Below are 13,543 nucleotides of genomic sequence, written 5' to 3' on the forward strand. Positions count from 1 at the left end.
CCGTTTTGGCAATGGGAGCGGCGCAAGACGGAGACCCCCGTCTGATCCGGAGCCAGCGACATTCCGCAGAAACGGAAACGCCCGGCCCCGGGGGACCAGGCGTTTGTCGTCGGCCGTGACCGGGGATCAGAAGCGCATCGTCGCTTCCACACCCCAGGTCCGTGGCGGATTGAAGTTGGCGTAATCGCCGAGGATGCCGCCATAGCTGGTCGAGATCAGCTGACCGGTGGCGCCGTAATTGTACACCGGCACCGAGTTCGCCGACGAGCGACGATAGATGTAGGTCGTATCGAGCAGGTTGCGCACCCAGAAGGCAAACGTCACCTTGTTGGTCGGCGACACCGCGATGTCGGCGAGCGACAGGCGGCCGTTCATGATGAAGCTGGCGTCGGTCTTGGTCGGCTCGAGCTGGAAGCTATACTGGCTGCTCGCGTAATTGCCGTCGAGGTGCAGGCGGACGCTGGCATCGCCGACGTTGATCGGAACGGCGTAATCGATCGCCGCCGATGCCGCATTACGCGGCGTGTAGACGATGTAGAGCTGCTGCGCCGGAGCGCCCGGGGTCAGCGGGTTCACCGCCGAGGGCGCCTTCCAATAGGTGTAGGCGTAGGAACCGGTCAGCGTCAGCCCCTGCACCGGTGCGACCGTCAGATCGGCCTCGATGCCGCGGATCTTGCTCTTGCCGGCGTTGATCGTCTGTTCGATGTGGCTGCCGTTGGTTGGGCTCGATCCGTTGGTGTCGAAATAGTCGAAGTCGAACTGCGTGTTCGACCGGTTCATGATGTAGCCGGCGAGGTTCAGCCGCGCCTTGTGGTTCCAGAAGTCCATCTTCGAGCCGATTTCATACGACTTGACGGCTTCCGGACCAAAGGCGTTGAACTGCAGCGAACGGTCGTTGGCGCCGCCGGCGCGGAAGCCAGTGGCATACTTGGCATAGAGGTGCACGTCCGGCGTCGCATCGAACGCGACGTTGACCATCGGGTCGAAGCGGCTGATGCTGTTGCGGAAGCCGAATGGCGAGACGGTGCCGGCGGTGACCAGATCGGCGCGATTGTTGACCACGTACAGCGTACCGTGACGCTTGTCCTTGGTCCAGCGGCCACCGGCGGTAATGTGCAACACGTCGCCCAACGCCGACGGCGTGAAGGTCAGATTGCCGAACAGCGAGTAATTGTGGTCGCTCGCCTGGCTGGCGCGGGTGATGAACTGGCAGCTGTTGGCGAATTGCGGCACCGTCGTCGCCAGCGTGTTGTTGCACGACGGATCGTACTGCTGATAGCCCGAATTGGCGCTGGTGATCGCATTCGCATTGCCCGGGATCGGGCTGCGAATGGTGTAGGCCGTGCCGTCCGCGTTCCACAGGTTGCTCAGCGGCGTCGCCGCATATTCAGTGGCGTGTTCGGTGAAATAATAAGCGCCGACGACATAGTCGAGCTGGTCGGCGCTACCGACCGCCTGGAATTCCTGGCTGAACTGGTGCTGACGCAGGAACGACAGGCTGTAGCGGCTGAAGTTCGAGTTGGGCGCGAAGCTGCTCCGCTCCGGACCGCCCGAATTGTCCCACTGGTCCGTGCTGACGCCGCGCCAAGCGGTGATCGACCGCAATTCGACCGCCGGAGCGACCTGATAGCGCAGATTGGACGAGAAGCCGTGCGTGATGTCGACGCTGGGCTGCTGCGGCACGCCGACGTCGGCGACCTTCTGCCGATCCGGATGCACGCCGACCAGCGGCGCCTTGGGCGCGATGCAGACGGGGCGGCCGGCGGCCGCCTGCGCTGCGGTGATCGTGCCGCCGCAATTCACGCCATTCAGCTGGAGGACGCCGCTGCTGTTGAACGTGCCGACCGGATAGTTGTTGGGGTTGTAGCTGATCAGCTGACTGAACTGCGGCGTATTGTCGTCCTTCGCATAATCATAGGCGAAGTCGGCGGTGAAGCCGTCGACCGGCTTCCAGCGCGCGGCGACGCGGCCGCCCTTGCGGTCGTAATAATTCCAGCCAGTCGAACCCGTCAGCGGGTCCTTCACCGTCGGATCCTGATGCTGGTAGACGCCGTCGAACTTCAGCGAGATGTCGTAGAAGGCCGGCAGGTCGAGGTGCACGTCCGCGTTGCGGCTGCCGTAATTGCCGACGCCCGCGGTCATGCGGCCGCCGAACACGCCGGTCGGCGCGCGCGAGACCAGCGACAGCGCGCCGCCTTCGGTGTTGCGGCCGAACAACGTGCCCTGCGGACCCTTGAGCACCTCGATCCGCTCGATGTCGAACAGCGCAGCGTTGAGGCCCTGCGTCTTACCCAGAGCGACGCCGTCGATGTAGACGCCGACGCCGCCGTCACGCGCGGTCTGGTTCTGGTCGTAGGGGACGATGCCGCGGATGCCGATCGTCAATGCCGACTGGCGCGCCTCGAAAGTGGCGACGCGCAGGGACGGAATCGTGCCGTCGGCGAGGTTGAACAGGCTGAGGACGTGGCGGTCGGCGAGCGCCTGCGTGTTGAGCACGCTGATCGAGATCGGCGTCTTCTGCAAATTGGTTTCGCGCCGCGTCGCGGTGACGACGATGTCGCCGAGTTGCGAGCCGCCCTCTTCCGTCGCGGGCTGATCGGCAGTGGTCGCCTGCGCATCGGCGGTCGCCTGCGTCTGCGCCGGCTTGGCCGTGTCGTTGGTCGTCTTCGCCTCGGCCGCGCCCGACGCCACGAGCAGAGCGGCGCCCGCGAGCAGACGCAACCGCATACGCGAATGGATCGACATGTCGTAAAGTCCCCTTGATCAGCCACTTCGGCTTCTCGGGGCGCGTTATCCGCGAGTCGGGACGGTGCCGTGACAGATCAAAGACAGAAAAATCCCACAAAACTCATCCTGATTTCATATTAGGCGAACCGACGCAGGAAGTCGGCATGGCTCGGCACGGTCTGCAAGCGGTGGCGGATGCCGGCGTCGAGCCCACCGAGCGCCCGTTGCAGGTCCTGCGCCGGCAGCATCCGTGCAAGATGGTGGTAATCGCGCGGCTCCAGTCCCTGACCGAGCATCACCTGCACCCAGGAATCGATGCGGAAGATCTGATCCTGGTCCTGGAACGCCGCCGCCTGCTCGCGGAACAGCGCGATCCGCGCCGCCAGCGTGTCCGGCACCTCCATCGCCGCCATCCGGCGCCAGAACGGCTCCGCCCGGTCGTTCAGATGATAGTGGAGGATGACGAAGTCGCGGACATGCTCCCACTCCGCCCGCGTGCGCGCGTTGAAGCGATCGGCGAGCGCGCCGTCGTCGCCGGCGAAGGGGAAGCTCTGCACGAAACGCGTCACCGCGATCATGACCAGATGGATGCTGGTCGATTCGAGCGGCTCGATAAACCCGCTCGCCAATCCGAGCGCCAGGCAATTGCGGTGCCAGGCACGCTTCCGCATGCCGGTGGTAAAGCGAATCGGTCGTGGATCGAACAGCGGCGTGCCCTCGATCCCGTCGAGCAGGGTCGCGCGCGCTTCCTCCTCCGTCATGTCGCGGCTGGAAAAGACGATGCCGTTGCCGACCCGATGCTGCAGCGGGATGCGCCAGCGCCAGCCTGCGCAGTGCGCGATCGCGCGGGTATAGGGCATCGGCGGCCCGACGCTGTCCGTCTGCACCGCCAGCGCGGTATCGGTCGGCAGCCAGTGGCTCCAATCGTCATAGCCGGTCGTCAGCGCATCCTCGATCAGCAGCGCGCGAAAGCCGGTGCAATCGATGAAAAAGTCGCCGTCGATCACCGCGCCGGAGGCGAGCCGCAAGGCACGCAGATCGCCCGTCTCCCCGTCCCGATCGACGGCGACGATACGCCCTTCGATGCGGCGGGCGCCCGCCGCCTCGGCATGGCCGCGCAGGAAGGCGGCATAGGCGGTGGCATCAAGATGATAGGCATAGGCGAGGCCGGCGGCCGGATCGGTCGAGAAGCGCCCCTCCGCCGCGGCGCGCAATTCCGCCGAATAGTCGCCATAGGCGCCGCCGAAACCCTGCCGCCGCGCCTCCAGCCAGAAATGCTGGAAGTCGGCGACGAACATCGACCGGCCGACCGATCCGAAGGCGTGGAAGTAGCGCGCGCCTTCGCGCAGCCAGTGTTCGAAGCTGATGCCGAGCTTGAACGTCGCCCCCGTCGCGCGGACGAAGGCATCCTCGTCGACGCCGATGAAGTCGTGGAAGGTGCGGATCGTCGGGATCGTCGATTCACCGACGCCGACGGTGCCGATCGCATCAGATTCGATCAGCACCACCTCGATCAACGGCGACAGCTGGCGAACCAGCGCCGCCGCGGCGAGCCAGCCGGCGGTACCGCCGCCCGCGACGACGACGCGTCGCACCTGCCTCATCGATTGAGCCGGTGCGCGACCGCACCGCGCAGGCGCCGGGCGAGATCGGCGTCGATCGGGCCGAGCGGTCCCTGCATCGCCGGCGGCAGATGCGCCGCCGCGGCATCGGCCGGGCCGAAGACATAATAGTCGAACAGCGCCTGCCAGCCCCGCTTCTCATGCGCCGGCCGATCGCGCAGCGCCAGCAAGGCGTGGAGCAACGTCGTCATCGGCGTATCGTGATGGTCGGCGACCCGGTTCCACCAGAAATTGACCAGCACGTTGAAGGGGTCCAGCGCCTCCACCTGATGCCACCACAGGGCCGGATAGACGAGCAGGTCGCCCGGTTCGAGCTCGGCGATCTCTCCCGCCGCCACCGCCTCCGCGAAACGCGGATAAAGGTCGAGATCGGGAGCGGCAAAATCGACCATCGTCACCGCCTGGCCACCCGGCGTCGGTTCGAGCGGTCCGGGATAGAGGTTGGCGATCTGCTCGGGCGGAAAGAGCGTGAAGCGGCGCCGACCGACGGCGCAGGCGGCGGCATTGTCCGACATGTCGTGATGCGCGGCGGCGACGGTGCGATTGCCGATCCAGATGCTGGCGAGCGGCGGATGGGCGACAAAGAGATCGTCTGCAGGCGCGAGTGGATTGTCGAGCCGCAGGCCGGGGAAGAAATGGTCGAGGTCGGTCGAACCGACGTAGAGCGCGGCGCCGTCATCGCTTCGCTGCCCCTCCGCCAGCCGCGCCATGACCATCGGCAGCGGCAGGCGTTCGGTGCGGAAGTTCATGCCGGTGCTGGCGCGATCGTAATGGAAGCGCCCGCGGATCGCCGGGCCGCCGAGATAGGCGACGAGCGGTCGCCCGCCATCGAAGCGGGCGAGATAGTCGGCGACCGCTTCGGGCCCGTCACGTCCGGCGGCGACGAGCGGCCAGTGCGCCACCGCGCCACGCAGGATCGTCGGCACGCCGGCCTCGACGATCGCCGCGAGATCGGGCGCCATACCACGTCCGTCGATCTCGCGGGTGCGGCGGGTCACGCGCAACGGCGACGCATCGTCACGCGCCACGGCGCACCGCCCGTTCGGCGAGCCACGGCAATGTGCCGAGCGACGAGGCCGCCCAGATCGCCGGTCGCAGGAAATCGTCGTGGTGCAGCGCGGCAAGGGCGGTGGCATCCAGCGCCGCCAGCCGGGCCTCTGCGACGACATGGCAGTCGGGCACGCGGAAGGAGGCGCCGCCGGCGGTCTCGACCTGGAGTTCGACCGGTTCGAGCAGATCGTGGCGCAGCAAGGCCGCGGACAGATGCGGCGCGATCTGCGTCCCGGCATAGATCCGCCGCAACACGCCGCCGATCCGATCGAGCAGCGGCGCCTGGCCGCCGTGCGGCAGGAAGATCGGCGCGCCTTCCGCGGTACTGACCCGCGGATGCGCGGGGTCGATATGGATCGTCGGCGCGCCGCCGTCGGCCGGCACGCCGATCGAAAAGGGGCCCCGCTGCAACAGGGCGGGGATGTAATGCGCGTCCCAGCGATCGCCGTCGAGGAACAGATTCTGGTCGCGCGCGAAGCCGAGCAGCGCGACCGCGTCATAGCCGCCATCCGCCCTGGCGCGGAACACGATCGGATATTCGCGGGCGACGTCCTCGAATTCGGTGGCGAACACCGCGACCTGATTGACCGCATCGCCAAAGCCGACGCCGCGTTCCAGCCGCACGCGCAGCCCCGCATGATCGACATTGTTGAGCGGCTGGGGCGTGGAGGCCGTCATATCAGCAACATACCGTAAGAACGTCACGGGGGAAGGCCGCGCCGTACGGCCCGGCCCTCCCCTCGCGATCAGAAGCGCAGCCGCGCGCCGACCAGATAGCGGGCGGTACCCTCCGTTTGGTACCACGTGTTGATATAGTCCCGGCCGTAGGTCCGCACTCCCTCCTCCAGCAGGTTGATGCCTTCGAAGGTCACCGCGAGGTGCGGCGTGACATCGTAACTGATGTTGAGGTCGAGTTGGCTGTACGGCGCGGTGAACACCGGATTGTGGTAGGTGTCGCGGTTCAGCTGGCTGAGGAACTTCGCCCGCCAATTGTATGCCAGCCGTGCCGACAGGCCGTATTTGTCGTAGATCAGCGTCGCATTTGCGGTGTCCGACAGGCCGACCAGAGCGAACTGGTCGACGTTCGGATCGGCCGCCGTGTCGATGCCGACATTGCCCCGCACAAGGGTATAGCTCGCCGCGACGCCGAAGCCGGTGTCGCCGAGGAAATACTGACCCGCGACCTCGAAGCCGTAGATCTCCGCTTCCTTGTTGTTGATCGGCGTGTTGACCGAGAAATTGAACAAGGGATCATTGGCGTCCGCGGTGATGTCGACGGCAGCCAGCGTCTGATCGACGAAGCCCTGATCGAGGGATCGCGTCTGCGTGTTGTAATGGGCGGCGAACTGCGCATTGGCGGCGGCGACGTTGCCGCTGTTCTGCTGCAACAGCGCGGTATAGGTGAACAGATTGACGTCGGTGATGTCCGCCGCGAAGGTGTTGGTCAGCTGCGTCTTCGCCGTCCCCGATCGCGTCCCCGCCTGGCCCGAGGTCGGATCGCGCAGGCCGAACAGCTGGCGATTGACCAACGTGTTGCCGATGAAGTTCTTCACCCGCTTGTCGAAGAAGCCGAGCGACAGATAGACGTCCTTGCGCGGATACCATTCCAGCGACACGTCGAAATTGTCGGAATTGAGCGGATCGAGATCGGTGTTGTTGGCATAACCGGTGGCGACGCCGCCGATCGCGGTCGGACGCGGCGGCGCCTGGCTGACGCCGCTGGACGCGAACAGGCTGCCATAGGGTGCGCGCGCGATCGTCTTGCTGTACGATAGGCGCCCCTTCAGCGTCCGCGTCAGGTCGACCGAGAAGTCCATCGCCGGCAGCAGATTGTTATAGCGCCCCTTCGACGTCACCGCCTGACGATCGGTCGAGTTGAGGACCGTGAAGTCGTTGTCCGCCTGCCAGACGATCGCCAGCGGGATCGGCTGCAGCGAGGTCGCGTTGACGCGGGTGCTTTCGAACCGCGCCCCGGCGACCAATTGCGCGTTCATGTTGCCGAGCTGACCGTTCCAGGTGACCTGGCCGTAGACCGCCCAGATCTTTTCCTGGACGCGATTGTCGTTGTTCGCGTCGATGTTGTTCTGGTGGTTCACCCCGTCGTTGGTGATGCCGATGTAGTAATTGTACAGCGAGTTGTAGAGCTTGGTCGCATCCTCGGTGCGGAAGGCGATCTTGGTGTTGGCGTCCGGGTTCGGGCTGTTGTGCGTGAACTGGCAGACGGTGCAGAACTGGAAGACCTGGCCCGGTGCGACCGTGGCGATCTCCGGCGGCAGCGAATTGCCCCAGTCGCCGAGCACCTGCCGCGTATTGTACTGCGTCTGGCGGGTGTCGGTCTCGCGATAGTCGCCGCCGAAGTCGAAGCGGCTGCCGCCGCCCAGATCGTAGCCGCCATCGAGCCGCAATTCCTTGATCCGCTGCGTCTGCGTTGAGGCGAACTGGCGCTGCACCGCGCCCGACAGGTCGCCGACGTCGATGATCCCGTTGTTGTTGCCCTTGATGAAGGACTGGCCCGTCGGCGTCACGCTGCGCGTGCCGTCGTTGATCGACAGCGTCTGGCGCGGGAAGCCGTCGGTGCCCCAGTCCACCGAATGGGCGGTGACCACCGGCGCGTTGAACGCCACCGTGGTCGACGTCTGGCCGTTCGGATTGTCGGGCAGGCTCTCCGCCTTGCCGATATGGCCGTCGAGGGCGAGCTTGAACCGGTCGGTCACCTGCCAGGCGATGTTGCCGCCGAAGTCGTACAGGCGGTTCTTCTGCGCGCGATAGGCCTGTTCGAAGGCCTCGTCCTTCACGCCGTTGATCGTTTCGTGCAGGTAGCGCGTCGTCGCGATGCCGTCGGCGGCGCTGTCGAAGGTCACCTCGTCGAACGGCCGGTTGAACCAGTTGGACTGGGTCGAGCGGCGCTCGGATTCGCGCAGCTGCGCGTAGAGCGCGTCGGCGGTGATGGTCAGATTGTCGACCGGCCTGAACTGGATGATGCCTTGGCCATTGAGCCGCTCGCGGCTCGCCTCGGAGAAATGGTAGCGGCTGTCGTTGGGTACCGAAACCAGGGTGCTGCCGTTCGCCGGCGCGTTGTTGATCTTGGTCGCCTGATTCACGAAGCCATTGGCGGGATTGAGGAAATCCGACAGCGTCCGGATATTCCAATCGTCGTTGGCCTGGCTGGCATAGCTGTAGTTGCGCTTCTGGTAGCTGCCGAACAGCGACACGCCGAACTTCTGGTCGGGATCGCTCCAGCTGGCGACGCCCGACACTTCCGGCGTCACATGGCTGCCGCAGCTGATGCAGGCGTCGGCGCCATTGTCATAGCTCGCCTTGGCGCCGATCGAGCCGGTCAGGCCGCTTTGCCGCGCGTCGAGCGGGCGGCGGCTGACGATGTTGACGGTTGCGCCGATGCCGCCCGACGGCACCGCGGCACGGCCGGTCTTGTAGACCTCGAGCGTCTTGACGCCTTCGGACGCAAGATTGGCGAAATCGAACGAGCGGCCGAAGCCGCCGGCGCCGTCGCCGCCCTGATCGCCGCCGACCGCGACGATGTCCGACGTCGCCAGCTGGCGGCCGTTGAGCGTGACGAGATTGTATTGCGCGCCGAAGCCGCGGACCGTGACGGTCGAGCCTTCGCCATTGACCCGGTCGATCGACACGCCGGTGATCCGCTGCAGCGATTCGGCGAGGTTGGTGTTGGGGAATTTGCCGATATCCTCGGCGCTGATCGCATCGACGATGCCGCTCGAATCGCGCTTGATCGCGATCGACCGTTCCAGCGAGGCACGGACGCCGGTGACGACGATGTCGTCGCCCGCCTGCGTGTCGGGCACGGGATTGGTCGCGGTGGCGCCGCCTTCGGTGACCGGTGCGCCGCGTGCCGTATCGGCCTGCGGCGTGCCCGCCTGCGGATCTGCCGCCGGCGCGGTCTGTGCCAGGGCCGCCACCGGCATCGCCATGGCGCCGGCCAGAGCCAGCGTCGACGCGGAACGCGCCAGCACACGGGCGAGATCGATCCCCCTCATATCATCCTCCTCCACTGCCGGCGGAAGGCCGGCCAACCTGAACCTGGCGATGTCGTCTCGCCATGATGTGGTTCTACCGTAGCCGACAACGATGTCAATGGCAGTCATGCTGACGGTCGCGGCGACGGCGGAGGTTGGTGTCGCAGAAGCACGATCGTATGGCAGCGCCGCTCAGGGCCGCGTTCGGCAAAAAAAAACGGCTGCCGCGCCTTACGCGGCAGCCGTGAGACCAGTCGGCACCGCCGGCCGGTTGGGGAACGGTACGAACCGGACGAGCTGAGACCAAGATGTGGTGGATGGTCAGCCTGCCGCTTCCCATCGCTGTCGCAGTCCGCCCGCGCTTGACAAAGGATCATCAATTCCGACAACGGTGTCAACACCGGCGCGACCGGAATTGAAAGGGAGGGGTTATGCGTCGGTCTCGGATGATGGCGATTCTTGCAGTTGCGACGGTCGGCACGGCGACGGTCGGAGTCGCGCAAGTGGCTCCCCCGACCCCGTCGACGCCGGCGAATACCGCCCATCCCGATCGTTGGCCGGCGCTTCGCTCGCCCGTCCGCCCCGATCCGGCGATGGAGCGCAAGATCGACCAGCTGATCGCCCGCATGTCGGTGGAGCAGAAGGTCGGCCAGGTCGTGCAGGGCGACATCGCCTCGATCACGCCCGACGACGTGCGCCGCTACCATCTCGGTTCGGTGTTCAACGGCGGCAATTCGGATCCGGGCGGTCGCTACAACGCCCCGGCGAAGGACTGGCTGGCGCTGGCCGATGCCTTCTGGGACGCATCGACCAGCGACGATCCCAAGCTGCCGCGCATTCCGGCGATCTGGGGAATCGACGCGGTGCACGGCCACAGCAATATCGTCGGCGCGACGCTGTTCCCGCACAATGTCGGCCTCGCCGCGATGCGCGATCCCGAGCTGATGCGGCGGATCGGCGCGGCGACGGCGGTGGAGATGCGCGTCACCGGCATCGACTGGACCTTCGCGCCGACGATCGCGGTGGTGCGCGACGACCGCTGGGGCCGCACCTATGAAGGATTCGGCGAGACGCCCGCGATCGCCGCGAGCTACGCCGGTCCGCTGATCGAGGGGCTGCAGGGCCGGATCGGCGACCGTGACTGGCTGAAAGGGCCGCATGTCATCGCCACCGCCAAGCACTTCCTGGGCGACGGCGGCACCAGGAACGGCCGCGACCAGGGCGATGCGCAGATCGGCGAGGACCAGCTGCGCGACCTCTTCGCCCCGCCCTATGAAGCCGCGATCAACGCCGGCGTGCAGTCGATCATGGTCAGCTTCTCGAGCTGGAACGGCCGCAAGATGACGGGCAACGACAGCCTGCTGACTGGGGTCGTCAAGCGGCGTTGGGGCTTCGATGGATTCCTGGTCGGCGACTGGAACGCCCATGGCCAAGTCGAGGGTTGCTCGACCACCGACTGCCCGCAGGCGATCAACGCCGGTCTCGACATCTATATGGCGCCGGACAGTTGGAAGGGGATCTGGCAGTCGACGCTGCGCGAGGTGCAGTCGGGCGCGATCCCGATGGCCCGGCTCGACGATGCGGTGCGGCGGGTGCTGCGGGTAAAGTTCCGGGCCGGGATCTTCGAGGCCGGGCGGCCGTCGTCGCGTCCCTTCGCCGGCCGCTACGACATGCTCGGGTCGCCGGAGCATCGCGCCATTGCACGCCAGGCGGTCGCCGAATCGCTGGTGCTGCTCAAGAATGCGGGCGGCCTGCTGCCGCTGAAGCCGGGCGCGCGCATCCTGGTCGCCGGCGACGGCGCGGACGACGTCGCCAAACAATCCGGCGGTTGGACCCTGTCGTGGCAGGGCACGGGGACGAAGCCTGCCGATTTTCCCGGCGCGACGACGATCTGGCAGGGGATCGACGCGGCGGTGCGCGCCGCCGGCGGCACCGCGACCCACGCCGCCGACGGCGCCTTCTCCGCCCGACCCGACGCCGCGATCGTGGTGTTCGGCGAGAATCCCTATGCCGAGTTCCAGGGCGACCGTAGCGACGTCGCTTTCGACGATCCCGCCACGACGGACAATCTGGCAACGATGAAGCGGCTGCGCGCGGCCGGCGTGCCGGTCGTCGCGGTCTTCCTGTCGGGGCGGCCCCTGTGGGTGAACCCCTATCTCAATGCCGCCGACGCCTTTGTCGCCGCCTGGCTGCCGGGGTCGGAAGGCGCGGGGGTCGCCGACGCGCTGTTCGGCGCGCGGCCCTTCCGTGGCACTCTGCCCTATAGCTGGCCGAAGCGCTCCGACCAGAGCCCGCTCAACGTCGGCGACGCCGGCTACGACCCGCTCTTCGCCTACGGCTTCGGCCTGAAGACCGGGCAGCCGGGCGAGCTGCCGCGGCTCGACGAGCGGCGGGCCGATGGGGGAGGCGATCGCAACACGCTGTTCGCGCGCGGCAAGGCCACCGGCGGGCGGCGGCTGCTGATCGGCGCGCCCGGCCAGCTCGCCGCCAATCCCAGTCCCGAACGGATCAGCCAGCGTCCCGCCGACCGGCGCGCGCAGGAGGATTCGGTCCGCCTTGCCTGGACCGGTGCGGGCGAGGCGACGGCGGCACTGGTCGGTGCGCCGGTCGACCTGACCCGCGAGGCGAATGGCGATGTCGCGCTGATCATCGAGCTTCGCGTCGATGCCGGGCCGGCGGCGCCGGTGACGCTGGACGGCGTCGCGGTCACACCGCGCCTCGCCGCTTTGGCGAACGCCAAGACGTGGGGTGAAATCGCCGTGCCACTGCGCTGCCTCGCGAAGACCGATCTCGGCAAGGTGACGGCGCCGTTCGCGCTGACCACCGCGGGGACGCTGGACGTGACGATTTCCGCCATCCGCTTCGGTTCGCCGGGTGAGGGGCTGGTCGACTGCCGCTGACCGACCCGCCGTTGCGCAGGCAGGGCAAGCGGTTAAGGTCGGGTGGTGACGCAGACCCTGCCCACCGCCGACTCCGCACGCGCGCGCCGCCTGTTCCGGCGGTCGACTCGGCGCCGGTCGCTGCGCGCGGAGCCTGTTGCGCCGCCCCGTTATCCGGTCGCCGCAGCCCGGCCGCCTGCCGTGCCGACTCGACGACGAGGAACGGCATGACGATCATCACGATCAAGGACGTCGCGACGCGGGCCGGCGTCTCGCCCAAGACGGTGTCGCGGGTAATCAACGACGAGGCGCATGTCCGTGCCGAGGTGCGCGAGGCGGTGCTGCGCGTCGTCGCCGAGCTCGGCTATCGCCCCAATGCCTTCGCGCGCGGGCTGTCGAGCGCGCGGTCGTTCCTGGTCGGGCTGTTCTTCGACGATCCCGCGTCCAGCTATGCCGGCGATGTGCAACGCGGTGCGCTGGAACGATGTCGCGAGGTCGCGCACCACCTGCTGATCGAACAGGTCGACCGCGCGCAGCCGGATTGGATGGCACGACTCGACTCGGCGCTGCGCGCGGTGCGGCTGGCGGGCGCGATCCTGACCCCGCCGATCGGCGACTGGCCCGAATTGCTCGATCTGTTCGCCGCGCATGACGTGCGCGTCGTGCGGATCGCGCCCGGCGAGGCGCTGGATCGCACGCCACAGGTGCGAATGGACGACCGCGCTGCTGCACGCGAACTGACCGAGCGGTTGATCGCGCTCGGCCATCGCGACATCGCCTTCATCAAGGGCAATCCGATGCACGAGGCGAGCGCGCGACGCTGGCACGGGTTCAGCGATGCGATGGCGGCAGCGGGGATCGCGGTGCCGACGGCGCGCGTGCTGCAGGGCGACTTCACCTTCCGGTCCGGCCTCGCCGCGGCGGAGGCGATCCTGGCGGCGGCGCATCGGCCGAGCGCGGTGTTCGCCAGCAACGACGAAATGGCCTTCGCGGTGCTGGTCGTGGCGATGCGACACGGGCTGACGGTGCCGGGCGACCTGTCGCTGGTCGGCTTCGACGATGCCGCGATCGCGCGTATGGCCTGGCCGCCGCTGATGACGATCCGCCAGCCCAACGCGGAAATGGCGGCGGCGGCGGTCGACCTGCTGATCGGTCCGGGTGCGGCCCGCGATGGCGAGGCGCCGTGCATCGAATTGCCCTATGCCCTGATCGAACGGCCTAGCGTTGCGCGCGTCGGCGGCTGAACCGATCCGGAAAGTCGCAAAGGTCGCAC

The 13,543-nt window shown here is 67.3% G+C and carries 7 protein-coding genes; 2 read left to right on the plus strand and 5 right to left on the minus strand.

The window, feature by feature from the left end; all coding sequences use genetic code 11:
• Nucleotides 1-126 precede the first annotated feature (126 nt).
• The 5 genes from D9601_RS09140 to D9601_RS09160 form a co-directional block, all read right to left on the minus strand.
• Entirely contained in the window at nucleotides 127-2,745 is a 2,619-nt protein-coding gene (locus D9601_RS09140) for a TonB-dependent receptor (RefSeq protein ID WP_198353681.1), read from the minus strand.
• Nucleotides 2,746-2,864: 119 nt separating this feature from the next.
• Complete coding sequence (locus D9601_RS09145) at nucleotides 2,865-4,331, minus strand: tryptophan halogenase family protein (protein ID WP_198353683.1); 1,467 nt, start codon at nucleotides 4,329-4,331, stop codon at nucleotides 2,865-2,867.
• The gene (locus D9601_RS09150; RefSeq protein WP_332837954.1) at nucleotides 4,328-5,377 is read right to left on the minus strand and encodes a cupin-like domain-containing protein; all 1,050 of its coding nucleotides are present in this window, start codon (nucleotides 5,375-5,377) and stop codon (nucleotides 4,328-4,330) included. Before D9601_RS09150 ends, D9601_RS09145 begins: the two co-directional genes overlap by 4 nt.
• Nucleotides 5,367-6,077 (minus strand): SapC family protein, encoded by a 711-nt coding sequence (locus D9601_RS09155; protein ID WP_198353685.1) that lies wholly within the window; start codon nucleotides 6,075-6,077, stop codon nucleotides 5,367-5,369. Before D9601_RS09155 ends, D9601_RS09150 begins: the two co-directional genes overlap by 11 nt.
• A 68-nt stretch (nucleotides 6,078-6,145) precedes the next feature.
• The gene (locus D9601_RS09160) at nucleotides 6,146-9,412 is read right to left on the minus strand and encodes a TonB-dependent receptor (RefSeq protein ID WP_198353686.1); all 3,267 of its coding nucleotides are present in this window, start codon (nucleotides 9,410-9,412) and stop codon (nucleotides 6,146-6,148) included.
• Between the two features lie 425 nt (nucleotides 9,413-9,837).
• Here D9601_RS09160 and D9601_RS09165 point away from each other — a divergent pair, with 425 nt between their 5' ends.
• Together D9601_RS09165 and D9601_RS09170 are read left to right on the plus strand one after the other, a co-directional pair.
• On the plus strand, nucleotides 9,838-12,291 hold the full coding sequence (locus tag D9601_RS09165) for a glycoside hydrolase family 3 protein (RefSeq protein ID WP_269769668.1): 2,454 nt from the start codon (nucleotides 9,838-9,840) through the stop codon (nucleotides 12,289-12,291).
• Between the two features lie 206 nt (nucleotides 12,292-12,497).
• Nucleotides 12,498-13,514 (plus strand): LacI family DNA-binding transcriptional regulator, encoded by a 1,017-nt coding sequence (locus tag D9601_RS09170; protein ID WP_198353689.1) that lies wholly within the window; start codon nucleotides 12,498-12,500, stop codon nucleotides 13,512-13,514.
• The last annotated feature ends 29 nt before the right edge of the window (nucleotides 13,515-13,543 follow it).

Source organism: Sphingomonas sp. MA1305 (assembly GCF_016107325.1).
Classification (GTDB): Bacteria; Pseudomonadota; Alphaproteobacteria; order Sphingomonadales; family Sphingomonadaceae; genus Sphingomonas.

Excerpts from the sequence above, each read along its gene's own strand:
- D9601_RS09140 (WP_198353681.1), bottom strand. The coding sequence starts at position 2,745 with ATGTCGATCCATTCGCGTATGCGGTTGCGTCTGCTCGCGGGCGCCGCT.
- D9601_RS09160 (WP_198353686.1), bottom strand. The coding sequence starts at position 9,412 with ATGAGGGGGATCGATCTCGCCCGTGTGCTGGCGCGTTCCGCGTCGACG.
- D9601_RS09170 (WP_198353689.1), top strand. The coding sequence starts at position 12,498 with ATGACGATCATCACGATCAAGGACGTCGCGACGCGGGCCGGCGTCTCG.
- D9601_RS09155 (WP_198353685.1), bottom strand. The coding sequence starts at position 6,077 with ATGACGGCCTCCACGCCCCAGCCGCTCAACAATGTCGATCATGCGGGG.
- D9601_RS09165 (WP_269769668.1), top strand. The coding sequence starts at position 9,838 with ATGATGGCGATTCTTGCAGTTGCGACGGTCGGCACGGCGACGGTCGGA.
- D9601_RS09145 (WP_198353683.1), bottom strand. The coding sequence starts at position 4,331 with ATGAGGCAGGTGCGACGCGTCGTCGTCGCGGGCGGCGGTACCGCCGGC.